The following is a 21,763-nucleotide window of genomic DNA, read 5'->3' on the forward strand; positions in this document are numbered from 1 at the left end:
CCTACGTCACTTTTCAACGAATTGTTTGAATCTTCCCATTTTTCCAGATAAAATTAAGAATGCTCCTTTCTGTGATAATCCCTGTGTACAACGAGGCAAAAACAATTATTGAGATCGTAAAAAAGGTCCATGGGTCTCCCTATGAAAAAGAGATAATAGTAGTAGATGACGGATCCACTGACGGTACAAAAGAGATACTTGAAAATAGTTTGGAACTCAAAAAGATCCCCAACATCAAGATCATTTTTCACAAAAAAAACATGGGAAAAGGGGCTGCCATAAGATCAGGTCTAGAAGTGGCGACCGGTGAAATAATCCTCATTCAGGATGCAGATTTTGAGTATGACCCAATTGAGTACCCGAACCTTCTTTCTCCTATTCTGGAAGGAAAGGCCGACGTTGTTTATGGATCGAGATTTCTCGGTGGCCCCCACAGGGTTTTGTATTTCTGGCACTACGTGGGGAATAAACTTATTACCCTTTTATCGAATATGTTTACTGATCTTAACCTTACGGACATGGAAACAGGATTCAAGGTCTTTCGGCGAGAGATTATAAAGGACATAAACATCGAATCTAACGACTTCTGTTTTGAGCCCGAAATAACAGCAAAGGTGGCAAAGAAAAGATGTAGGATATATGAGGTGCCCATATCCTATTACGGTAGGACTTACGAAGAAGGTAAAAAGATCACTTGGATTGACGGAATAAAAGCCATATTTGCCATACTTAAGTACAACCTTTTTAGGTAGCCTTATCATCTTTCAACGAATAGAGTTCCTTAAATCCTAGGTGTTCTGATACAAAAAATATGGCCCCAAGGAAGGTGTAAGGGAAATACCATGTGGCATGATAGATGATAGACACTGAAAATCCTTCGTGTTTTGGTACGTCAAAAATTGAAAGAAGGTAAACAAGGAGAAACTGATATAACCCCACGTACCCAGGTGAAGAGGGAAGGGTTATTCCTATGTTTAAAAAGGCGCAGACAAAGGGTACGTAGAATGGATTTATGGAGATCCCAAAAGATTTGATTACCATATAAAGGCTAAAGCTCATACAAAGCCACTGAAAAAAGGAAATGAATGATATGTAAGCGAGTGAAACTGGAGAGTTTATTCTTCTTACGTTTTTGTGGATCTCTCTAATTCTGCTTACAATCTTTCCTGAGCACTTCTTACCCTTTTTCGTGATTTTTTCGATTATGTAAGAAAAGACCGTATCCTTACCTGCAGAGATGAGGATTATGACACCCAAAACCATAAATCCAACAAAACCCACAAGCAACTTTGAAATCCAAAGGGGAAGACCGGTTCTAGGAAAAAAAACGAATACCAAAAGTAAAAGCCCTACAAGGTCGAAAAACCTGTCAATGATAACCGTGGAAAAGGAATAAGAAAAGGGTATGGCCCTCTTTTTTGCGAGGACATACGCTCTTACTATCTCTCCGATCCTTGCAGGAAGAACGTTGTTTATAAAGAGTCCTATAATAAGTGAAACAAAGGTCTCTTTCACAGAAACACCATACCCTACTATCTTTGACCATTTGGCTGCGCTGAGAAAAGAGGCAATTAAGACAAAAAAAACGGGAATAAAAAGCATTTTTATATCTAGTCTCCGTAAGGTCTCGAGAACTAGTTCTGGCTTTACACCACGAATTGCTAGATAAAGGAGTGCTAAACTCAGCCCTATACCTGATATCTTTATCCACTTTTCCTTTTGAATCTTCACCTCTGGCGCTAAGTATAACACATGTTCTTAGGTTTTGCTTGACAAGTCTGCCTTTAATGTTATCTTAAATTAACGCCTGGAGCTGTGCAATGAAGAAGATATCGATTGTCGGAACGGGTTCTTACGTACCTGAAAAGATTCTTTCCAACCACGATTTGGAGAAAATTCTCGACACAACCGATGAGTGGATCTACACCCGAACCGGAATCAAAGAAAGGAGGATAGCCGAAAGTAATGTAGCAACTTCCGACCTGTGCAAAATTGCATGCGAAAGGGCAATGGAGATGGCAAAAATCAAACCTGATGATGTAGATCTAATCATTCTTGCAACTATTACTCCTGATACCCACTGCCCCGCTGGAGCGAATTGGCTTGAGGCTAAGCTCAGGTGCAAAAATGCAGTATCTTTCGACATTACGGCCGCATGTAGCGGGTTCATCTTTGCCCTCCATGTGGCTGTAAACCTCATAAGAGCAGGGACAAATAAAACAGCTCTCGTCGTCGCCGGAGAGATAATGAGCAGGGTTGTGAACTGGAACGAGAGGGAGAGTTGTATCCTCTGGGGGGACGGTGCTGGTGCGGCTGTTGTGACGGAGTCCGAAGAAGGAGCTGAGATTTTATCTACCCATATCCATACGGACGGAGAAAACGGAGATACTCTCCTTATGCCTGGAGGTGGCTCAAAAACCACTCCAATAAGCCACGAAAGCGTAGATAAAGGTCTCCATTACCTCAAGATGATAGAGGCAAACAAATCGTTTAGAGTCGCTGTTAACAGGTTCGCTGAAGCCTGTGAGGAGGCTGTGAGGGCCAATAACGTGAGATTGGAGGATATTTCCCTCATAATACCCCATCAAGCAAATCTAAGAATAATCCAGGGAATGGCTAAAAAACTCAATTTTCCCATGGAGAAGGTCTATGTGACGATCGAAAAATACGGCAACATATCATCGGCAACAGTTCCTATTGCCCTCGACGAAGCGGTCCGTGACGGAACGATAAAAAAAGGAGATTTGGTCCTTCTTACCGCCTTCGGTGGCGGACTTACGTGGGGAAGCTCGTTGATAAGATGGTAAATTGTGGTTATAATTGAAAAAAGGAGGGGTGGCTGAGTGGTCGAAAGCGGCGGTCTTGAAAACCGTTAGGCGCATTGGGCGCCTCGTGGGTTCGAATCCTACCCCCTCCGATTTGACACCTCAAACATCTCCAACCCTTAGAAAAATTGAACAATCTACAAGTTTTTCAGCTAGATGTTAAATCCTGTAAGTCTTATGAAGTTTCCGGAAAGGATAAGTGACTTTTCTCTGTGGGACAAAGGAAGACTCAGCACTTTATCAAGCTCTGTCTCCATCCGTCCAAAGGGGACGTCGGAGGCAAAGAGTATCCTTTCCGGCCCAACTGTATCACAGAATTTAAGAATGGTTTCCCTTGGTGCAAGCGAGGTATCAAAGTAGACGTTCTCCTTGTCTTTAAAAGCACGTAAAAAATCTATTGGATTTCCACCGAGCATGCCAAGATGGGGTATTATTATTTTGAGATTCTCTGCCATCTCAACGAAGATCTCAGTGAATTTTAACTCTTCCTCGAAAAGGATAGGTTTACCTTTCTCCTCCAATTTTTTTATGAGTTTTGGGAGACTTTTCTCTTTTAGTACCGAGTAGTTAGATGCCATGTCTTGTTTACCCCGCATCCAGTGCCATTTTCCACCGTAATAACCCGAGGGGATTGGATCAAAATCCTCCCTGTCGAAGTCTTCCCTTATATAGTGATACGGAATGAAGGATTTTATCTTCTCTGCCTCAATGAGGATCTGGCGATTGATCTCGTCTGAGGCAATGGCAGTTGATGGGAATGGGATTATCACTACGTAATCTATCCCACATTTTGCCATCTGGGATAAGAGATCGGACTCGCTCACCTCTATTCCTAAGGTGAGTGAGGGTCCGAAATGAGAATGGCTGTCGATTATTAGGCCTTCTTCCATCAATCCTCTTCTACTTCAAAATCTGGATCTTTATAGACTATTCTTCCTCCAACCATCGTTAGAAGATTCTTCCCCTTAAGCCTCATTCCGTGGAAAGGCGTGTTTTTCCCTTTGGATGCAAACTCTTCTTTATTGACGATCCACTCCAGATATGGGTCAAAAACGATGACGTCAGCAATCTTTCCTTCCCCAAGAGTTCCGTAGGGAACATTTATGAGCCTTGCTGGATTTACCGTCATCTTTTTTATTATTTCTTTAAGGTCCAACACACCTTCGTGAAAAAGTGAAAGGGAAACGGCAAAGGCGGTCTCCAGACCAGAGATCCCCGAAGAAGCAAGAGCAAATTCGACCTCCTTTGATCCAGTTTCGTGGGGTGCATGGTCAGTGGATATAATATCTATCACGCCCTCTTTAAGAGCCTCTTTTATGGATTCCACATCTTTTTTAGACCTAAGCGGTGGGTTAACCTTGTAATTCGCGTCAAATGTCAAGATCGATTCGTCCGTTAGGGTGAAGTAATGTGGACACGTATCGCATGTTAGTTTGTCAAACTTTTTTTTCTCCTCCCTTATTACGTTTATGCTTCCTTCAGTAGAGACGTGGGTTATATGAATACGGGAGTTCACATACCCCGCTATTTTTATGTCCCTTATGACCATCAACTCTTCTGCTATAGGTGGGGAAGCTTCAAGTCCAGTAAGAAGGGAAAAATAACCTTCGTTCACGCATCCAGTGGAAAGGTCAGGATCTTCACAATGGGAAAGAAGGGGAATTGAAAATATTTTTATGTACTCGAGTGCCCTTCGTAGGACAGCTGAATTCCTAATGGGATATCCATCATCGGAGACGGCTACTATTCCTGCTTTGACCATCTCTCCTATTTCCGACAATTCCTCACCTTTTAGCCCCTTCGTTACCGCCCCGCATGGAAATACCCTCGCGTACCCTTCCTCCTTCGCTTTTCTTATTATGTACTCTGTGACACTTTTATTGTCGTTTACTGGATCAGTGTTGGCCATCGAGACTAAGGATGTGAAACCACCTTTTACCGCGGCTAAAGTACCAGTTTTTATCGTCTCCTTGTACTCGTATCCAGGCTCCCTCAAATGGCAGTGAATGTCTATTAGGCCCGGACAGACAACCAGCCCTTTGGCGTTTACAATTACGGTCTTATCCTCTGGCTTTACATCTATCTTTTTTCCAATCTTCGATATCTTTCCTTCTTCTATCAGGACATCCCTTTCGGCGTCGAAATCTGTTTCAGGATCTATTACCCTTCCGCCTTTTATCAAAATCCTCACTGTTCCCTTCCTAAAAGCAAATAAAGGATTGCCATTCTTACAGCTACTCCATTTTCCACCTGATCTAGAATTACAGAGTAAGGACCGTCCGCCACATCATCCATAATCTCAACTCCCCTATTCATCGGCCCGGGATGCATTATAATCACGTCTTTTTTGGCGAGATGCAAGTGTTCAGATCGGAGGCCATAAAGGGAAGAATACTCTCTCACAGAAGGTATAAAGGATATACCTCCCCTTTCCTTTTGGATTCTCAGCATCATAATTACGTCTGTATCTTTTATCGCTTCTTCGATCCTAAATTCTACTTTCACCCCAAGTTGGTCAAGGCATGGAGGGATAAGACTCGGTGGTCCGCAGCATACAACTTCGTTGCCAAATTTCTTAAGACAATAGATGTTCGATCTAGCAACTCTACTGTGAGCTATATCTCCGATTATTGCTACTTTAAGATTTTCTACCCTCCCTTTTTTCTCCCTTATGGTATAAAGATCGAGGAGGGCCTGTGTTGGGTGCTCATGAGCACCGTCTCCTGCATTGACAACGGAGGACTTTAGAATTCTAGAAAGGATATGAGGAGCCCCTGCCATGCTATGTCTTATGATGATCACATCGGGTTGCATAGACTGAAGGTTTAAAACGGTATCTTTTAGTGTTTCACCTTTTACCACACTGCTTGTCGTTGAAGAGATGTTTATAGTGTCGGCGCTCAGTCTTTTGGCTGCTATTTCAAAGGATGTTCTCGTGCGGGTGCTCGGTTCAAAAAAAAGCGTAATAACGGTCTTACCCCTCAAAGTAGGAACCTTCTTTATGTCCCTCTTTGAGACCTCTTTGAAGGATTCAGCGGTATCGAGTATGAAAAGAATCTCCTCCTTTGAAAGATCCCTAATACCCAGTAGATCTTTCCTTTTCCATTCCATATCGTTTACTCGGTCTTTGTCACAATTACCTCATCAGCGCCGTCCACTTCTTTTAACCTCACCAACACCTCTTCACCTGGGGACACTCTGTAGTGGATCCCAGTATAGTCAGGATGAATGGGAAGTTCCCGTTCATTTCTATCGACGATTACCGCAAGCTGGATCTTTTTTGGTCTCCCGATATCCATTATCGCATCTATTGCGGCTCTAATCGTCCTTCCTGTGTGGATCACATCGTCAACTAGTACAACGACCATGTTATTAACATCAAATGATATCTCCGTTTTTCTCACCCTCGGAGACTTAAGCTTAAATATATCGTCCCTGTACATAGTTATATCGAGTATCCCCATTGGAACTTCAACACTCTCAATTGACTTTATCCCTTCCCTTATTCTAGATGCCAGATAGACCCCTCTTGTCCTTATACCTATGAGGCTCAGATTCTGACATCCGTGATTTTTTTCGACAATTTCGTAGCAGATCCTGTTTATAACCCTTTCTAAAGCCTTTTTTCCAAGTATGAGGACTTTCTCCATAGAACCTGCTAAGTATATAGGGTTTGAATGAAAAAAATCAATCGATATTTCTTTTGGGTAAAATTTACAATTCTTGAGCTTTTAACGCCATTAAATCAAAACTCCAGATTATCCTCCGTTCCTCATGGATCTTTCTTTCAAAAGAAGGAATGATCCCGGATCCTTTAGATACTCCAAAGCGTCAAATATCCTCAAATAGTGACCCCTTTCTTCGTAGGAGAGCGTCAAAAAGAACCTTTTTAGCTTTGGGTCGGTTTCGAAAGCCTTTGCTAGTTTCTCATAATGCTCTATCGATTTCTCCTCAATGCCCATGGCCATGGAAGTGGCACTTATTTCGTCTTCCAAGACTTTTACATCTTTTATTACTGCCTCATCAAAGATACTTCCAAAAACTGGAGGCCTGTTTTGGGTGTTAACTATCCAATCTTCGAGTTTTCCTTCGTTTTTTATCTTTTCGTAAACCTTTTTTACAGTTTTTATGTGATTTTCCTCCTCCAATGCCAACTCTTTGAACATTTCTTTTAACCAATTACCACGGACGTTCTTAGAAAACTCCAAATAAAACTCTTTCCCTTCCTCCTCCATTCTTATCGCCTCTCCTAAGGCTTCTTCTAAAGAATAGTCCTTTGTTTCCATGTTGCGCCCCCTTGTTCATAACTACTAGCTCTAATTATAGAAGGCCAGATTAGCAAACTCAAGCTTAAATCTTTTTAAAATCCGAAGACACATTTATTGCCCATGGAACTATTTACACGGAGCACGTATAATTGCTATGATTTTTTGAAATGAAAATACTCGGTGTCGATCCTGGGTTAAGAGCTACCGGGTACGGTGCAATAAAAGTTGAAAATGGAATCATTCGCTTAATGGAGAGTGGATACATAAAAACCACACCAAACTTAAAAAGACCGGAAAGACTCTTTAAACTTTACTCAGAGTTCAGTAATGTTTTAAACAGAACCCTTCCAGATTTCGTAATCATAGAGCATGTGTTTTCCCTTGTGCGATATCCGAAGGCGGGCATAACACTAGGCCAGGTCTTGGGAATTCTCTACCTTACTATATGTGAAAGAAGGATCCGGTATCTTGACCTAACCCCGAAGGAGATAAAGAACGCTATAACTGGATACGGCGATGCGAAAAAGGACCAGATAAAGAGGGCAGTTTTGGCTATCCTTGGCTTGGACCAGCTCAATTCCTTTCATGCCTCTGATGCTCTGGCTGCGGCTGTGGCCGGGTTTTTTAGGATCACCAGAGGATTGAAAGGTGATAAGGTATCTCTCCGGTCAGCTTATTAGTTTAGATGACGATCGGGCAACGGTCCTTGTTGGAGGTATTGGGTACGAGATCCTTTTGCCTTTTTACGTAATGCAGGAGATTAAGGGATCTGTAAGAATAGGAGAGAACATATCCTTATTCATCTCTTACAACCAGAGCCAAAGGAATCCAAAACCGGTTCTTGTCGGGTTTACAAGAGAGTTGGATAGAGAGTTTTTCGAACTGTTCATTTCCGTGGAAGATATGGGTCCCCTTGCAGCTGTGAAAGCCCTCGTTTTACCTATAGGCCAGATAGCGAAATATATAGAAGACAGGAACGTAAAAGCCCTTACTTCCCTTAGAGGTGTAGGCGAAAGAAGGGCAGAAAAGATAGTCGCTACACTTAAGGGAAAAGTGGCAAAGTACGCTTTGAGTTCTGATGTAAAGCTTCCTCACTACTTTCCCGAAGATTTCAAAAAACCGGTTGAAAACGTCCTTACAAACCAGCTTGGCTACACAGTGAAGGAAGCCAGAAGAATGATTGAAGAGGCTTTGAAAAGGAATCCTTCCGTTTCCAGTTCGGAGGAACTCTTCGAGGAAATATACAGGGTAAAAAAGAATGGGCGACGGAAACAGAACTCTTGAGCTTTTAACGCGTCAAAAAGACGACGAACAGTCCCTTTCCTTAAGACCCCGATTTCTCAGAGAGTACGTAGGCCAGGAGAAGATCGTTGAAACACTAAAGATAGCAATTGAAGCAGCCCTCTTAAGAAATGAACCTTTGGAACATATTCTCCTCAATGGGCCACCAGGTCTTGGAAAGACAACACTTGCCCATATTATCTCGAACGAGATGGGTGCACGGCTTGTCACATCTTCTGGACCAGCCTTGGAAAAGGGTGGAGACTTGATGGGTATCCTTACGAACCTAGAAAGAGGGGACATACTTTTTATAGACGAGATACACAGGATACCAAAAAGCGTAGAAGAATTTCTGTATCCCGCCATGGAAGATTTTGCTGTGGATTTCGTATTTGACAGAGGTATACACGCTAGAACTCATAGATTCAGGCTTGAACGGTTCACCTTGATCGGAGCAACAACAAGAGCTGGTCTACTTTCCGCACCTTTAAGGGAAAGATTTGGAATCATAAGAGATCTCGATTTCTATAGAGAGGAGGATCTTGTAAAAATAATCAGGAGATCCGCATCGATACTGAACATTCCTATAGATGAAGATGCAGCTTATGAGACTGCAAAAAGGGCGAGAGGTACTCCGAGAGTAGCGAATAGACTTCTAAGAAGGATCAGGGATTACGCTCAGGTAAGGGCAAAAGGTAGAATAACAAGGTCTGTTGTGGTAGACGCATTAGAGCTCGAAGGTATAGACTCGGAAGGATTAAGTGATTTGGACAGAAAACTCTTAACCACTCTCATCGTAAATTACAAAGGTGGTCCTTGTGGAATAGAAGCCCTTTCTTCGACCCTTCTTATCGAACCGGACGTTCTTGTGGAAGTTGTAGAACCGTACTTACTCAAGTCGGGTTTCATTATCCGGACCCCCCAGGGAAGAAAGGCAACTGAAAAAGCATACAATCATCTTGGGATTCCGAAAACCGGTCCTTTACTCTAGTTTATCCCTTATGAGATCCCCAAGTCTTAAGAAACCCTGATTCATTTTCTCCATTCTCTCTTTGTACTCCAAGTAAGCCTCCTTTTCTTCGAAGTCCTTAACTTTCTTTTCGCTAAGGACAAGCCTTTCTTTCTCCACATTTATAACGGCAGCTCTCATTTTCGTCCCTGGAAGATAATGTTTTGATTTAGCTTTTTCTCCCTTTAAACTCAATTCACCTTCCGGAACGTATCCGAGTATCCCTTCTTCCGTCTCCACAAGAAGCCCTCTTTGCAGGGCTTTAACTACCTGACACTCTATAATCCGACCGACATGAGGATAGGCTATCTCTTCTTCCTCTTCCACTGCAAGGAATATTCTCCTCTTAGCCCGATCCACATCGAGTATTCGCACCTTAAGTATCTGGCCTTCTTTGAAAAACTCCTTCGGATCCTTTATCCTTCTTTTTTTGCTCAGCTTCGAAAGAGGTGCAAAACCAAAAATTTCTCGATCGAGCCTAACTAGTATTCCATTCTCCTCTACCTTTGCCACAGTTCCAGAAACTAGATCTCCGATTCCGTATTTTTCCTGAAATTCTACGAATGGATCAGGAATGAGTTCCTTTATGCTCAAAATTATCTTTTCACTTTCCCAGTCGACTTCTTTTACGGCGACCTCTAGCACTTCGCCATTTGAGAACAACTCATGCAAGTTTTTTACGTTGCTCCAGCTTATCTCGCTTTTCGGGATGAATCCATCTAACCCCCCAATATCCACAACCAAACCGTTTTCTTTTATACTCTTAACTTTTCCTTTCACACGTGAATTCTCTTTTAACACATCTTTGAGCTCTTCCTTTAATTTCTCCCTCTTTTCTCTTAGAAGCTCTTTTCTCGAAAGGACAACGTTTATCCCGTCCTCTTCTAAGGAGAGGACTTTAAATTCAAGGACTCTCCCTATAAAATCCTCGAAATTTTCATCCTTTTCTCCCATCTGAGAGTGAGGACAGAAACACTTCACAGTTCCCACGTGTACCTCGAATCCACCTTTCATCTTCCCAAATACTTTACCCTCCACCTTGGTATTTGTTTCGTAAGCTTTTTTAATCCTCTGCAAGTCTATGGTTGAAACACCCTCCCGTAGGATCGTAAAGAGCTTAAAACCTGAAACCTGACCAGCGTAGTATGCTTCTAGTGTCTCATCTTCCCTTACAGAGACTTCTCCATTTTCGTTCAAAAATTCCTCTATTTTTATGAGACCCTCCTTTTTATCACCGTAATCAACGTAAACGAATTCCTTCGTCCTACCTGTAACCCTTACAGTGTACTTTTCTCCAATTTCCAGTCGAACCTTTGAGACACTTTCCACCATCTGTCTTATTTCATCCATTTCCAACCCCTCGTACGGACTTTTAAATCGCGCATAATTATCCATCAGATCCGGTTTTTCGGTCAACGGTGTTGAATCTGGCCTAATCTTATGTTAAACGAAAGGGACCCAAATGGTCGCAGAAATCTCTCTTCAATGTGTCATCTATGACTGTGATGGGGTCATGTTCGATTCACTGGAGGCGAATAGAAGGCTCTACAACCACATTGCAAAATCTTTAGGAAGGGAAGAACTCTCCGATTACGAGCTTCAGTACTGCCATACTCACACTGTTCAGGAGTCTTTAAAATTTTTATTTAGAGACCAGCCACAGGAGTATGAAAAGGCTTATCATTTTTTGAAAAACAACGTAAACCTTAGCGATTTCGTTACCTACCTCAGGATGGAACCTAATTTATTGGAGACCCTTTCGATCTTAAAGAGGAAGTGCGTAAAGACAGCCGTATGCACGAATAGAACAACAACGATGAAGCATATAATGGACAGGTACGACCTTTGGCCCTATTTCGATATTGTAGTGACAGCACTCGATGTGAAAAATCCGAAACCTAATCCGGAATCTGTAATGAAAATACTCGCCGAACTAAAAGTCGAAAAAGAAAAGACCGTGTTTGTAGGCGACTCCGAAATAGACAGGATGACGGCTTATGAGTCCGGTGTGCGATTCATCTCCTACAAAAACCCAAATCTGGCTGCGGATGCCGTAATAGAGGACCATCTCGATCTCATACTTCTCTTCTTTCCAAATGAAAGTCTTCGATAGTCTTTCTCTTCGACTGAAGGATCGCACTTAATGGACCCGAGATCACATAGGCAGAAGAGATGAGAAAAATTGTCACTTTCGGCTCCATGAAGATGACAACCAGTGCGAGGATCGCTCCTATTCCGGTCCTGAAAGGTTTTGCCCTCACAAAATCAAAATCCTTGAATCCGTAATATCTAATGTTGCTGACCATGAGAAAAGCGAGCAGATACAAAAGTAAAGGGATGAAGACCGAATCGCACTCTCTTCCATACCCTAAATAACTGCAGAAAAGCACAGTAGACGCAATCATAGATGCGGAGGCAGGAATTGGAAGACCAAGAAAATGCTTCTTTTGTACAGTTTCCACCTGGATATTGAACCTTGCAAGCCTTAGAGCGCCACAGGCCACATAAAGAAAGCCAGCGAGCCATCCAAATCTCCCATAGGCAGAAAGTGCCCAAAGATAAGCCAGTATCGCCGGAGCCACCCCAAATGAGACGAGATCCGCAAGCGAATCGTATTCGACTCCAAACCTGGTCGTCGTGTTTGTTATTCTGGCCACCCGACCATCAAGAATGTCGAAAACGCATGCAATGAAAATGGCAGAGCTTGAGTGCACAAAGTTTCTTTCCAAAGCTTCAGCGATAGCCCAGAATCCAGAAAAAAGACTAAGCGAGGTAAATATATTAGGAAGCAGGTAGATCCTCCTTACTTTTTTCTTCCCCATAACCCCTCCTTTTCGCAATAACGGTAATGCCTGCTTTGACTTTCTGGCCTTCTAAAACAGTTATCTCATATTTTGCCGGAAGACAAACGTCAACCCTTGACCCGAAAGCAATCATACCTATTCTATCTCCCCTTTTGACCTTTTCCCCTTCTTTGACGTACGAGAAGATCCTTCTAGCCAAAAATCCTGCAATCTGAATCAAAAGAACTACTTCCCCGTGAGTTTCCAACACGATGTAATTTCTCTCATTTTTAGTTTCGATATCCTTTTTGAAAGCGCAAAAGTGCTTGCCAGGCTCATATCTTACGCTTTTTACTAATCCATCGCAGGGTGACCTGTTTACATGCACATCAAAGGGCGACATAAAGATTGAAATACAATTGTGCCTTTTTATTCCAAATTCTTCGTAATCGATATGTCTGATCCACATAACTTTGCCATCTGCTGGAGAAAGGATGTAAGAACTATCGACATTGGCAACTCTCTCAGGATCTCTGAAGAAATAGAGGATGAAGATGGCGAAGGCAACCGAGATAATCGAGAGAGATTTTAAGTTTAAAACGAAAGAGAGAAAAAAAATGGCAAGCGAGATAAAAAGGACCCTTTTTGCTTCGCTTGCCACAGGGATCTTTTTCAATCTTTTCTCCCTATCCAGCTCATCATCGATCTTAGCCTTTTTCCCACCTCTTCTAGAGGGTGCTCGCTCTCTTTCTTTTTCAAAGCGTTATAGACCGGTCTTCCGCACATGTTTTCAAGGATCCACTCCCTGGCAAACTCCCCAGTTTGGATCTCTTTGAGTATCTTTTTCATCTCTTCCCTACTTTTCTCATTTATTATCCTTTTACCCCTCGTCATGTCTCCATATTCGGCTGTGTCGCTTATGGAGTACCTCATGAACGATATGCCACCCTCGTATATCAGGTCGACTATTAACTTCAATTCATGTAAGCATTCGAAATAGGCTATCTCTGGCTGGTATCCAGCTTCCACAAGTGTCTCGAATCCAGCCTTTATAAGTTCACTTACGCCCCCGCAAAGAACTGCCTGTTCCCCAAAAAGGTCAGTTTCGGTCTCCTCGGCAAAGGTCGTCTCGATGACCCCTGCTCTTGTGGCTCCTATCCCTTTTGCGTATGCCAAAGCCTTAGCCAATGCCTTTTTCGAGTAATCCTGATAAACAGCAACGAGGGAAGGAACCCCAGCACCCCGCAGGTACTCCCTGCGGACTAGGTGTCCGGGTCCTTTCGGAGCCACCATTATCACGTCCACATAAGGTGGAGGGGTTATTTGACCGTAATGGATGTTAAAACCGTGGGAAAAGACCAAAGTTTTTCCTTCCTTTAAGCTCTCTTCAATCTCCTCCTTGTAAAGTTTGGCCTGAACATTGTCCTGTGCGAGGATTTGGATTATGTCGGCCATGGCGGAGGCCTCTTTTGCACTTAGCGGTTTGAAGCCATGTTCGATGGCAAGATCGTAATTCTTTGTCCCTTTAAGCTCGGCCACAATAACATTGAGTCCGCTGTCTCTTAGGTTCTGAGCCTGTGCATGGCCCTGGCTCCCATAACCTATTATGGCTATGACAGAATCTTTAATAACTGAAAGATCGGCATCACCATCGTAATAGATTCTAGCCATGATCCTCTCCTTTCTTTTCTTTTATCTTCATCGCCTTGTCACCCCTTGGGATGGCTATGGGACCCGTTCTTACAAGTTCCTTTATCCCGAAGGGCTTAATGAGGTTCAAAAAAGCTTTTATCTTTTCCTCGTCTCCTGTGATCATTACTGTGTAAGTTTTCGGAGAAACATCAACTATACTTCCTCTAAATATCTCCGTAAGTCTAAGTATCTCTTCCCTCTTTTCGTTCTCCGCTGCGACTTTCACAAGTATCATCTCTCTTGAAACATAGTCGATATCCTTAAAATCGACAACCTTTATGACATTTATGAGTTTGTTAAGCTGCTTTAGGATCTGTTCCAGAATGAACTCGTTTCCCGTTGTGACGATAGTCATTATGGAAAGAGTGGGATCTAAAGTTTCGGCCACACAGAGGCTCTCTATGTTAAAACCCCTTGCACTGAAAAGGCCGGCAACCCTTGCAAGCACTCCAAATTCGTTTTCCACAAGGACCGAGATTATGTGTCTCAATTTAACCTCCTAAACCAGTAACATATCCTTTAACGCAGCACCTGCCGGTACCATAGGGTAGACGCATTCTTCTGGATTTATGTGGACATCCACAAACGTAGTTTTGCCATTCGAGAAAGCCTCCCTGAGACATTCTTCAACCTCTTCCTCTTTTGTGATTCTCATACCCTCGGCGCCGTAGGCTTGTGCGAGTTTTACAAAATCTGGCGAGTAAATCTTCGACCAAGTGTATCTTTTCTGGTAAAAGAGCTGCTGCCACTGTCTAACCATTCCTAGGTATCCGTTGTTGAGAATTATGACTTTGACGGGCAAATTATACTGGATTGCAGTGGCAAGTTCTTGGATATTCATCTGAATGCTCCCATCCCCAGCGATGTCTATCACAAGTTTGTCCGGAAAAGCCACCTGAGCCCCAATACTTGCAGGAAACCCATATCCCATGGTCCCAAGACCACCGGATGTGAGTATGGTTCTCGGTTTTATGAACTTGTAAAACTGGGCAGTCCACATCTGGTTCTGTCCAACCTCTGTTGCCACTATTGCATCGCCTTTTGTGATCTCGTATACCTTCTCTATCACAAACTGCGGTTTAAGTGTGCCATCCCTCACGTAGGTTAAGGGATACTCCTTCTTCCAGTTCTCTATCTGTTCATGCCAGGCACCTATGCTTTTGTGGAACTCAGCAAATTCGCCTTTTTCCTCCTCGTATATTTCTATCATTTTCCTTAGAGCTATCTTTGAGTCTCCGACGATTGGGATATCCACTTTTATGTTTTTGCTTATAGATGTTGGGTCTATATCGATGTGGATAATTTTGGCCTTTGGCGCGAATTCATCTATCTTTCCAGTTGCCCTATCGTCGAATCTAGCACCGATCGCTATTATGACGTCGGATTCCGTTATTGCCATGTTTGCGGCATACGTTCCGTGCATACCGAGCATTCCTAGAAATAGGGGATGGGTACCGGGAAATCCGCCAAGCCCCATAAGCGTACTCGTTACAGGAATCGAAAGCATCTCAGCAAATTTTACAAGTTCAGCCGAGGCACTCGATGAGATGATACCGCCGCCAGTGTAAAGGATCGGCCTTTTCGACTGGGCAATTAGTCTCAGGGCCCGTTTTAGCTGTCCCAAGTGGGGATTATAGTTGGGCTGGTAGCCTCTTATGAAGACCTTTTCAGGTATTTTTGCATCTGTGAGCGCGCTCGTTACATCTTTTGGTATATCAACCAAGACGGGGCCTGGTCTTCCAGTCCTTGCGATGTGGAATGCCTCCTTCATTATTCTAGGAAGATCCTTTACATCCTTTACCAGGTAGTTGTGCTTGGTGCAGGGTCTCGTTATTCCAACTATATCTGCTTCTTGGAAAGCGTCGTTCCCAATAAGGCTCGTATTCACCTGACAGGAAAATACGATAACGGGGATCGAATCCATATAAGCCGTCGCCAAACCGGTCACCGTGTTTGTTGCACCGGGACCCGAGGTTACGAGACAGACCCCCACCTTTCCAGTTGCCCTTGCGTAACCGTCCGCCGCATGAACAGCACCCTGTTCGTGTCTTACAACTATCTGTTTTATTTCTGGACAGTCCGCCAAGCGATCGGTAATGTTAAGGGTTGCTCCACCTGGATAGCAGAAGATCGTGTCGACCCCTTCGGATTTTAAGACATCAACAAAGATCTGTGCTCCAGTTCTTTTAAGCATACGCTTTTTGGTGTCCTCCCAGTATGTCGTTTGGATGGAACATGCTAAAAACATTATCCTATTAGATATATCGACAAATGTCAAATCACTTCCTTATTGCCAAAGATCGACCATATTTTGTAAAAACTGGCTTCGTTGAGTTTTTAACCCTTATATGATAATATTCGGCCGAACTTTGCTTCTTCTTCGCTTTGAAATTTTGTTAACTACGGGGGCGAAAATGGCGAAAAAGAATTTGATTTTTCTCACTACCTTACTTTTGTTTTCCTTCTTTATTTCCTCATTTGCTCAAACAAAAAAGGAAAAAGATGTCATTAGAACTGCTAGGGGTGACCTAACGATACACTTTATAGGTCACGGAAGCCTCATGATGGAGTGGCAAAACAAAGTGATCCACATCGATCCTTACGGAAAAATGGCAGATTATTCAAAGCTTCCAAAGGCTGACCTAATACTCATCACCCATCATCACCCCGACCACTTTGACCCAGACGCAATTGCAAAAATAAAGAAAAATGACACAGTTATAGTCTACACAAAAAAATGTGAAGAGAGGCTAAAAGGCGGAATCGTGATCGCAAATGGCGAAAGAAAGACTGTCCTCGGAATCCCTATCCAGGCGGTTCCGGCTTACAACTTAGTGCACAAAAGGGAAACAGGTGTACCTTTTCATCCAAAAGGCGAAGGGAATGGCTATGTCTTGACTTTCGAAGATGTACGGATCTACGTTGCTGGTGATACTGAGAATATCCCTGAAATGAAGGATTTGAAGGGAATAGACATAGCTTTTTTGCCCATGAACCTGCCATACACTATGACCCCAGAGATGGTAAAAGACGCAGCCTTAATGATAAGACCGAAGGTCTTATATCCTTACCACTTTGGCGAGACGGACCCTACTCGAATAGTTGAGCTTTTAAAGGATCATCCTGAGATCGAAGTGCGGATAAGGGATATGAGGTAAAGAGCTCCCATGAAGGACCTTCGAGAATTTTTGGATCTTTTAGAGAGCAAGGGTGAGCTGAAAAGAGTACGGGTTTCTGTCTCAAAAGATCTGGAGATAACCGAAATCACAAACAGGGCTTGCAAATCCGATCCACAGTTTAACAAAGCACTTCTTTTTGAAAACGTCGAAGGCTATAAAATTCCCATTTTGACGAATCTTTTCGGTTCGGAAAGAAGAATGGCCTTATGCTTTGGCCTTAATAGTCTTTCAGAGCTTTCAGAGAAGGTGAAAGATCTTCTCAATTTCGATCTCAAAGGATCTGTCTTTGACCTACTCAATACTGGGTATGAGTTTTTCAAAAGAATAAAGGAAGCCACATCTTTGAAGACCGTTAATAATGCACCTTGCCAGGAGGTCCTATTTGTCGAAGATGAAGTCGATCTTAGGATTCTTCCCATTCCTAAGTTTTGGCCCCAAGATGGCGGTCCGTATCTTACTCTTCCACAACTTATAACCCATAACCCTTTGACAAAAAAAAGGAACGTGGGGATGTACCGTCTCCAGCTGATTGATGAAAAAAGGCTCCTTGTCCACTGGCAAACTCACAAAAATGGCAGAGAACACGAAGATATAGCACGTAGTCTCGGCATTCGTAAGATCCCGTGTGCTGTCGCTTTAGGTGGCGATCCCCTGTGTATTTGGGTGGCAGTGCTTCCCCTTCCCATAGATTTAGATGAGTACATGCTCGTTTCATTCTGGAGGAGAGAAGCTGTAAGATTAGTAAAGTGTAAAACTCAGCCAATTTACGTTCCGGCCTTCTCTGAGATCGTAATTGAAGGTTATGTGGATATAGAGGATAGAAGGATGGAAGGGCCCTTCGGCGATCACACTGGTTATTATACGCCTCAGGCGCCGTATCCTGTTTTGAATGTGACCGCCATTACTATGAGGAAAAACCCAATATTACCTGCTACAGTTACAGGGATCCCCCCGATGGAGGACTACTGGATGGGGAAAGCCGTAGAGAGGTTCTTCTTACCCTTCCTTAAGCTCCTCATCCCAGAAATAAACGATATAAACATGCCATCTTTTGGCGTTTTTCACAACCTTCTTCTTGTCTCAATAAAAAAGAGGTATCCGGGGCAGGCAAAAAAGGTCATTTCTGCTCTTTGGGGTTTGGGCATGCTTGCCCTTACAAAAGCCATTGTAGTCTTGGACGAGGATGTGGACCTAAAAAATATGGATGAGGTTTTTTGGCACATCTTCGGATCCGTTGACTGGATAAGGGACGTAATCTTAATGGAGGGACCTATCGACGAGCTGGATCACGCATCATCGAAAGCCTTATACGGTGGTAAAATAGGCATTGATGCAACAAGAAAGTTTAAAGAAGAAGGATACACCAGGACTTGGCCAGAGATTGTGCGGATGGATCCTGAAATCGTAAAAAGGGTGGATGAGAAATGGAAGGCCATAACCTCGCTTTAAGAAAGACGTTTTCGTCTCTTCTTAATTTTTTGGAGATGATAAAGTTTGAACATACGATCTTTGCCCTTCCTTTTGCCTACATCGGCATGGTTATGGCAGAGGGCGGCTTTCCGGAGATAAAGAAATTCTTGCTAATTACCCTTGCCTTTTTGGCCGCAAGAACCTATGCCATGACCCTAAACAGGATAGTTGATCTCCCCTATGATACAGAAAATCCGAGAACAAGAAAAAGACCACTCGTTACAGGTAAGGTAACAAAGAAGACCGCCTATTTTGCCCTCTTTTTTTCGCTTGCTCTTCTTTTTGGTGCGGCTTACGGGCTCGGTACTTTCGTCCTTAAACTTTTACCCTTCGCTCTTTTTTTTCTAACTTTTTACCATTTCACAAAGAGATTTACCTACCTTTCCCACTTCATTTTGGGATTCACAGATGGTCTTGCTCCGCTGGGTGCGTGGATAGCAATCCGTAATTCAGCTTTTTCAAGTTCGGATCTTCCCGGCTGGTTACTTCTATTTATCGTCACATTCTGGATCGCCGGGTTCGATATAATATACCAGTGTCAGGATGTAGAGTATGACAGGAAAGCGAATCTTCATTCTATTCCCGCAAGATTCGGCCTAAAGACTGCGCTGTCTCTGGCAAGAATCTGTCATGCCACAATGTTTTTGGGGCTTTTAGTTCTTTTGAAATTTTTAGATTTCTGGCTACCCTACGTCATCTCCCTGGCAATAACTCTTTTTCTTTTGATTAAGGAGCATATGATAATCTCCCCTTATAATCTTACACGCTTAAACGAGGCCTTTTTCAATATTAATGGCTACATAAGCATCATTATCTTTAGTGGGCTTACGATTTCCATCCTATTGTAGGAGGCAAAAATGGGAAAAAAACTTCTGTGCGCGATGATTTTCATTCTTTTGCCTTTAGTTTTAGGCCACACAAAAGAGGCCCAGTTTAAGTTAACAGTTGGTGTTCTTCCGATTCTCGATGTTCTTCCAATCTACGTGGCAGAAGAAAAGGGATACTTTAACGCTTCAAATCTCGACGTCGAAATCATTCCCTGCGCATCTGCAGCAGAGAGGGACCAGTTGGTCGCTGCAGGAAGCTTGGATGTAATCATAAATGACCTTGTCTCCCTTGCCCTTTTCAATAAAGAAAGGGTTAGCGTCATTGGGGTAAGGTACGCCATGGTCCCTAAAGAAAAGTTCTTCCAGTTCGCTATTGTCTCATCCAAGTCTTCCAATATCACTTCTGCGAGCGATCTTAAAGGTGTTCCTATTGGGATTTCTCAGGCAACGATCGTCCATTATTTGACAGAAAGGTTGCTTTTAAAAGAAGGTTTCAAATACGAAGAGATAAAAACGGTCCCAATTCCTAGAATCCCTGACAGGCTTGCTGCCTTAACACGTGGAGAATTAAAAGCGGCCTGTCTACCAGAACCATTTGCTACCCTTGCAATGTCTATGGGTGCCCGTTTAATCCTGGACGATAGAAGAATCCCGACATTAAGCGGTAGTTTATATTCCGTAAGTAAGAGGCTTCTAGAAAAAAACCCAAAATCCGTGAAAGTATTTTTGTCCTGCATCGACAGAGCCATAACCGACATAAACGCCGATAAAGAGAGATCCGCAAAACTTCTTATCGAAAAAAAACTTATTCCTTCGCCGCTTTTTGGATCTTACCCAGTTCCTGAATTTCCAAAACCAAAAGTTCCTGAAGAATCGGCTTGGAATGACGTTATCCAGTGGCTTAGTGAAAAAAACTTAATCGGAAGATTCATTCCTTATTCTGAATCGATAAGCACTCAGTTTTTGAAAAGATGATAGAGTTTAGGAACGTGACCTTTTACTATGAGCGTCAAAAGATTCTTTTTAAAAATTTCTCACTTTTTGTTGAAAGGGGTGAGTCCCTTGCTGTTCTTGGTCCTTCTGGATGTGGAAAGACTACTTTCTTGTATTTGGTTGCGGGGCTCCTTGAACCCAAAGAGGGTGAAATAATAATCGGAAACCAAAGACTAAAAGGTCCAAGAGAAAAGACGGCTCTTATTCTTCAGGACTACGGACTACTTCCCTGGAAGACGATCAAAGAGAACGTAGAGCTCGGTCTCAAATTTAGAAAACCCTCATCTGACAATCTATCCGATTACTGGATCCGAAGACTGAACCTTTCGGATGTAAAAGATAAGTACCCGCACCAAGTTTCAGGAGGCCAAAAACAGAGGGCAGCAATTGCAAGGTCTTTGGTCCTAAAGCCCGATCTGATTCTTATGGACGAACCCTTCTCCTCCCTTGACGCACCAACTAGGGAAAGCCTTCAGGATCTCATCCTCGACCTTAAGCGTGATGAGAACTTGACTATTATCCTTGTGACCCACACCATCGAGGAGGCAGTCTACGTTGGAAGAAAGATTCTCATCCTTTTAGACCCACCCCACACGAATCCTCCGATAATAGTAAACGAGGAAAAAACGATCCGAAGAAATGACGAAACTTTCACGTCCCTTTGTCTTAAACTCCGTGACCATATTGGAAAACTATGGAATCGAAGGGATTGAGCCTTCTTTTGGCTTTTTGCATAATCTTGGGTGTTTGGCAGATCGGGGCTACTATTCTCCAAATGGATATCTTTCCCACTCCTTATAAAGTTTTCATGGCATTTTTTGAAAATCTCTCAAAGGATTTAGGCAAACACTTTCTAGCAAGCCTAAAACGGGTCGTCATAAGCATCTTTTTTGCCATAGCCATTGCCTCTCCTCTTGGGCTTATCATAGGACAGCTGGATTCGTTAAACAGGCTCTTTTCCCCTTTCATTTATCTTATGTACCCCGTCCCAAAGGTTGTTTTTGTGCCAGTCATCATTCTCTTTTTCGGAATGGGAGATTTCGCAAAGATACTCATGATATTTATCATTCTCTTCTTTCAGATTTTGGTTCTCACAAGGGACAGTGCCACGAATTTAAGACCCGAGATCATCATCTCTATAAAAAGTCTTGGTGCCAAAAGAAGGCATCTATTTTTGCACGTCTATCTTCCTTTTTGCCTTCCCGCAGTCTTTACCGGTATTAGGCAATCTATCGGAACGGCTATTGCCGTACTCTACGTGGCTGAGCTTTTCGCGACGAAATACGGTCTCGGATACTACATTTACCTTACAGGAAGCACTCTCTTTGATTACCCTTCCATGTATGCCGGTATTTTTGCGATGGGGATTTTGGGATTCGGTTTATATTTTGTAACTGATCTTTTAGAGCGTATTTTCTGTCCCTGGAAATTTTAAC

General features: G+C 42.9%; 24 protein-coding genes and 1 tRNA gene. 13 read left to right on the forward strand and 12 right to left on the reverse strand.

Annotated features, from left to right (window positions below):
- Positions 1 to 59 precede the first annotated feature (59 nt).
- A complete protein-coding gene (locus NZ583_05110; GenBank protein ID MCS7280991.1) occupies positions 60 to 752 on the forward strand; it encodes a glycosyltransferase family 2 protein in 693 nt (230 codons plus the stop codon).
- Here NZ583_05110 and NZ583_05115 read toward each other — a convergent pair.
- Positions 745 to 1,731, reverse strand: coding sequence for a flippase-like domain-containing protein (locus NZ583_05115; protein ID MCS7280992.1), 987 nt, complete (start codon positions 1,729 to 1,731; stop codon positions 745 to 747). The two genes, NZ583_05110 and NZ583_05115, sit on opposite strands and share 8 nt — an antisense overlap.
- Before the next feature lie 89 nt (positions 1,732 to 1,820).
- On the opposite strand from NZ583_05115, the gene NZ583_05120 reads away from it, so the two are divergent.
- Positions 1,821 to 2,807 carry a ketoacyl-ACP synthase III gene (locus tag NZ583_05120; protein MCS7280993.1) on the forward strand — a complete coding sequence of 329 codons (987 nt, stop codon included), beginning with the start codon at positions 1,821 to 1,823 and terminating at the stop codon, positions 2,805 to 2,807.
- A 22-nt stretch (positions 2,808 to 2,829) separates the two neighbouring features.
- Positions 2,830 to 2,917, forward strand: a tRNA-Ser gene (locus NZ583_05125).
- 60 nt (positions 2,918 to 2,977) lie between these two features.
- Here the strand turns inward: NZ583_05125 and NZ583_05130 are convergent.
- From NZ583_05130 to NZ583_05150, 5 genes are all read right to left on the reverse strand, one after another.
- Positions 2,978 to 3,715, reverse strand: a complete 738-nt coding sequence (locus tag NZ583_05130) for an amidohydrolase family protein (protein MCS7280994.1) — start codon at positions 3,713 to 3,715, stop codon at positions 2,978 to 2,980.
- Positions 3,715 to 5,016 carry a dihydroorotase gene (locus tag NZ583_05135; GenBank protein MCS7280995.1) on the reverse strand — a complete coding sequence of 434 codons (1,302 nt, stop codon included), beginning with the start codon at positions 5,014 to 5,016 and terminating at the stop codon, positions 3,715 to 3,717. The genes NZ583_05130 and NZ583_05135 overlap by 1 nt, the downstream gene beginning before the upstream one ends.
- Positions 5,013 to 5,936 (reverse strand): aspartate carbamoyltransferase catalytic subunit, encoded by a 924-nt coding sequence (locus NZ583_05140; protein MCS7280996.1) that lies wholly within the window; start codon positions 5,934 to 5,936, stop codon positions 5,013 to 5,015. Before NZ583_05140 ends, NZ583_05135 begins: the two co-directional genes overlap by 4 nt.
- 5 nt (positions 5,937 to 5,941) lie before the next feature.
- Positions 5,942 to 6,475, reverse strand: a complete 534-nt coding sequence (gene pyrR / locus NZ583_05145) for a bifunctional pyr operon transcriptional regulator/uracil phosphoribosyltransferase PyrR (protein MCS7280997.1) — start codon at positions 6,473 to 6,475, stop codon at positions 5,942 to 5,944.
- Between the two features lie 108 nt (positions 6,476 to 6,583).
- A complete protein-coding gene (locus NZ583_05150; protein ID MCS7280998.1) occupies positions 6,584 to 7,111 on the reverse strand; it encodes a ferritin family protein in 528 nt (175 codons plus the stop codon).
- A gap of 149 nt (positions 7,112 to 7,260) precedes the next feature.
- On the opposite strand from NZ583_05150, the gene NZ583_05155 reads away from it, so the two are divergent.
- From NZ583_05155 to ruvB, 3 genes are read left to right on the forward strand one after another with little or no spacing between them, the layout of a single operon-like run.
- The gene (locus NZ583_05155) at positions 7,261 to 7,773 is read left to right on the forward strand and encodes a crossover junction endodeoxyribonuclease RuvC (GenBank protein ID MCS7280999.1); all 513 of its coding nucleotides are present in this window, start codon (positions 7,261 to 7,263) and stop codon (positions 7,771 to 7,773) included.
- A complete protein-coding gene (locus NZ583_05160) occupies positions 7,742 to 8,377 on the forward strand; it encodes a helix-hairpin-helix domain-containing protein (GenBank protein ID MCS7281000.1) in 636 nt (211 codons plus the stop codon). Before NZ583_05155 ends, NZ583_05160 begins: the two co-directional genes overlap by 32 nt.
- Positions 8,352 to 9,365 carry a Holliday junction branch migration DNA helicase RuvB gene (ruvB, locus tag NZ583_05165; GenBank protein ID MCS7281001.1) on the forward strand — a complete coding sequence of 338 codons (1,014 nt, stop codon included), beginning with the start codon at positions 8,352 to 8,354 and terminating at the stop codon, positions 9,363 to 9,365. The genes NZ583_05160 and ruvB overlap by 26 nt, the downstream gene beginning before the upstream one ends.
- Here the strand turns inward: ruvB and NZ583_05170 are convergent.
- On the reverse strand, positions 9,357 to 10,733 hold the full coding sequence (locus NZ583_05170) for a S1 RNA-binding domain-containing protein (protein ID MCS7281002.1): 1,377 nt from the start codon (positions 10,731 to 10,733) through the stop codon (positions 9,357 to 9,359). The genes ruvB and NZ583_05170 overlap by 9 nt on opposite strands.
- Before the next feature lie 112 nt (positions 10,734 to 10,845).
- Between NZ583_05170 and NZ583_05175 the strand changes: the two genes are divergently transcribed.
- Entirely contained in the window at positions 10,846 to 11,496 is a 651-nt protein-coding gene (locus NZ583_05175) for an HAD family hydrolase (GenBank protein ID MCS7281003.1), read from the forward strand.
- On the opposite strand, the gene pssA is transcribed toward NZ583_05175, so the two are convergent.
- Genes pssA through ilvB form a run of 5 tightly spaced genes read right to left on the reverse strand, consistent with a single transcriptional unit; the run spans position 11,459 to position 16,052 of the window.
- Positions 11,459 to 12,205 carry a CDP-diacylglycerol--serine O-phosphatidyltransferase gene (gene pssA, locus NZ583_05180; protein ID MCS7281004.1) on the reverse strand — a complete coding sequence of 249 codons (747 nt, stop codon included), beginning with the start codon at positions 12,203 to 12,205 and terminating at the stop codon, positions 11,459 to 11,461. The two genes, NZ583_05175 and pssA, sit on opposite strands and share 38 nt — an antisense overlap.
- Positions 12,165 to 12,842 (reverse strand): phosphatidylserine decarboxylase family protein, encoded by a 678-nt coding sequence (locus NZ583_05185; protein ID MCS7281005.1) that lies wholly within the window; start codon positions 12,840 to 12,842, stop codon positions 12,165 to 12,167. Before NZ583_05185 ends, pssA begins: the two co-directional genes overlap by 41 nt.
- Positions 12,839 to 13,837 (reverse strand): ketol-acid reductoisomerase, encoded by a 999-nt coding sequence (ilvC, locus tag NZ583_05190; GenBank protein ID MCS7281006.1) that lies wholly within the window; start codon positions 13,835 to 13,837, stop codon positions 12,839 to 12,841. The genes NZ583_05185 and ilvC overlap by 4 nt, the downstream gene beginning before the upstream one ends.
- Positions 13,830 to 14,348 carry an acetolactate synthase small subunit gene (ilvN, locus tag NZ583_05195; protein ID MCS7281007.1) on the reverse strand — a complete coding sequence of 173 codons (519 nt, stop codon included), beginning with the start codon at positions 14,346 to 14,348 and terminating at the stop codon, positions 13,830 to 13,832. Before ilvN ends, ilvC begins: the two co-directional genes overlap by 8 nt.
- Positions 14,349 to 14,357: 9 nt before the next feature.
- Positions 14,358 to 16,052 carry a biosynthetic-type acetolactate synthase large subunit gene (gene ilvB / locus NZ583_05200; GenBank protein MCS7281008.1) on the reverse strand — a complete coding sequence of 565 codons (1,695 nt, stop codon included), beginning with the start codon at positions 16,050 to 16,052 and terminating at the stop codon, positions 14,358 to 14,360.
- A 220-nt stretch (positions 16,053 to 16,272) separates the two neighbouring features.
- On the opposite strand from ilvB, the gene NZ583_05205 reads away from it, so the two are divergent.
- From NZ583_05205 to NZ583_05230, 6 genes are all read left to right on the forward strand, one after another.
- Positions 16,273 to 17,016 carry an MBL fold metallo-hydrolase gene (locus NZ583_05205; GenBank protein ID MCS7281009.1) on the forward strand — a complete coding sequence of 248 codons (744 nt, stop codon included), beginning with the start codon at positions 16,273 to 16,275 and terminating at the stop codon, positions 17,014 to 17,016.
- Positions 17,017 to 17,025: 9 nt separating this feature from the next.
- Positions 17,026 to 18,486 carry a menaquinone biosynthesis decarboxylase gene (locus NZ583_05210; protein MCS7281010.1) on the forward strand — a complete coding sequence of 487 codons (1,461 nt, stop codon included), beginning with the start codon at positions 17,026 to 17,028 and terminating at the stop codon, positions 18,484 to 18,486.
- Entirely contained in the window at positions 18,462 to 19,355 is an 894-nt protein-coding gene (gene ubiA / locus NZ583_05215; protein ID MCS7281011.1) for a putative 4-hydroxybenzoate polyprenyltransferase, read from the forward strand. The genes NZ583_05210 and ubiA overlap by 25 nt, the downstream gene beginning before the upstream one ends.
- Before the next feature lie 9 nt (positions 19,356 to 19,364).
- The gene (locus NZ583_05220; protein MCS7281012.1) at positions 19,365 to 20,309 is read left to right on the forward strand and encodes an ABC transporter substrate-binding protein; all 945 of its coding nucleotides are present in this window, start codon (positions 19,365 to 19,367) and stop codon (positions 20,307 to 20,309) included.
- Positions 20,306 to 21,040: an ABC transporter ATP-binding protein gene (locus NZ583_05225; protein ID MCS7281013.1), complete on the forward strand. Its 735-nt coding sequence runs from the start codon at positions 20,306 to 20,308 to the stop codon at positions 21,038 to 21,040. Before NZ583_05220 ends, NZ583_05225 begins: the two co-directional genes overlap by 4 nt.
- Positions 21,041 to 21,135: 95 nt before the next feature.
- A complete protein-coding gene (locus NZ583_05230) occupies positions 21,136 to 21,762 on the forward strand; it encodes an ABC transporter permease subunit (protein ID MCS7281014.1) in 627 nt (208 codons plus the stop codon).
- Position 21,763 lies beyond the last annotated feature (1 nt).

This window comes from Thermodesulfobacteriota bacterium (assembly GCA_025062045.1).
Taxonomy (GTDB): Bacteria; Desulfobacterota; Syntrophorhabdia; order Syntrophorhabdales; family JANXAF01; genus JANXAF01.

Excerpts from the sequence above, each read along its gene's own strand:
- NZ583_05155 (MCS7280999.1), top strand. The coding sequence starts at position 7,261 with ATGAAAATACTCGGTGTCGATCCTGGGTTAAGAGCTACCGGGTACGGT.
- ubiA (MCS7281011.1), top strand. The coding sequence starts at position 18,462 with ATGGAAGGCCATAACCTCGCTTTAAGAAAGACGTTTTCGTCTCTTCTT.
- NZ583_05120 (MCS7280993.1), top strand. The coding sequence starts at position 1,821 with ATGAAGAAGATATCGATTGTCGGAACGGGTTCTTACGTACCTGAAAAG.
- ruvB (MCS7281001.1), top strand. The coding sequence starts at position 8,352 with ATGGGCGACGGAAACAGAACTCTTGAGCTTTTAACGCGTCAAAAAGAC.
- NZ583_05230 (MCS7281014.1), top strand. The coding sequence starts at position 21,136 with ATGGCATTTTTTGAAAATCTCTCAAAGGATTTAGGCAAACACTTTCTA.
- NZ583_05205 (MCS7281009.1), top strand. The coding sequence starts at position 16,273 with ATGGCGAAAAAGAATTTGATTTTTCTCACTACCTTACTTTTGTTTTCC.
- NZ583_05170 (MCS7281002.1), bottom strand. The coding sequence starts at position 10,733 with ATGGATGAAATAAGACAGATGGTGGAAAGTGTCTCAAAGGTTCGACTG.
- NZ583_05175 (MCS7281003.1), top strand. The coding sequence starts at position 10,846 with ATGGTCGCAGAAATCTCTCTTCAATGTGTCATCTATGACTGTGATGGG.
- NZ583_05210 (MCS7281010.1), top strand. The coding sequence starts at position 17,026 with ATGAAGGACCTTCGAGAATTTTTGGATCTTTTAGAGAGCAAGGGTGAG.
- pssA (MCS7281004.1), bottom strand. The coding sequence starts at position 12,205 with ATGGGGAAGAAAAAAGTAAGGAGGATCTACCTGCTTCCTAATATATTT.
- NZ583_05225 (MCS7281013.1), top strand. The coding sequence starts at position 20,306 with ATGATAGAGTTTAGGAACGTGACCTTTTACTATGAGCGTCAAAAGATT.
- NZ583_05150 (MCS7280998.1), bottom strand. The coding sequence starts at position 7,111 with ATGGAAACAAAGGACTATTCTTTAGAAGAAGCCTTAGGAGAGGCGATA.
- ilvC (MCS7281006.1), bottom strand. The coding sequence starts at position 13,837 with ATGGCTAGAATCTATTACGATGGTGATGCCGATCTTTCAGTTATTAAA.
- pyrR (MCS7280997.1), bottom strand. The coding sequence starts at position 6,475 with ATGGAGAAAGTCCTCATACTTGGAAAAAAGGCTTTAGAAAGGGTTATA.
- NZ583_05140 (MCS7280996.1), bottom strand. The coding sequence starts at position 5,936 with ATGGAATGGAAAAGGAAAGATCTACTGGGTATTAGGGATCTTTCAAAG.
- NZ583_05220 (MCS7281012.1), top strand. The coding sequence starts at position 19,365 with ATGGGAAAAAAACTTCTGTGCGCGATGATTTTCATTCTTTTGCCTTTA.
- ilvB (MCS7281008.1), bottom strand. The coding sequence starts at position 16,052 with ATGCTTAAAAGAACTGGAGCACAGATCTTTGTTGATGTCTTAAAATCC.
- NZ583_05130 (MCS7280994.1), bottom strand. The coding sequence starts at position 3,715 with ATGGAAGAAGGCCTAATAATCGACAGCCATTCTCATTTCGGACCCTCA.
- NZ583_05110 (MCS7280991.1), top strand. The coding sequence starts at position 60 with ATGCTCCTTTCTGTGATAATCCCTGTGTACAACGAGGCAAAAACAATT.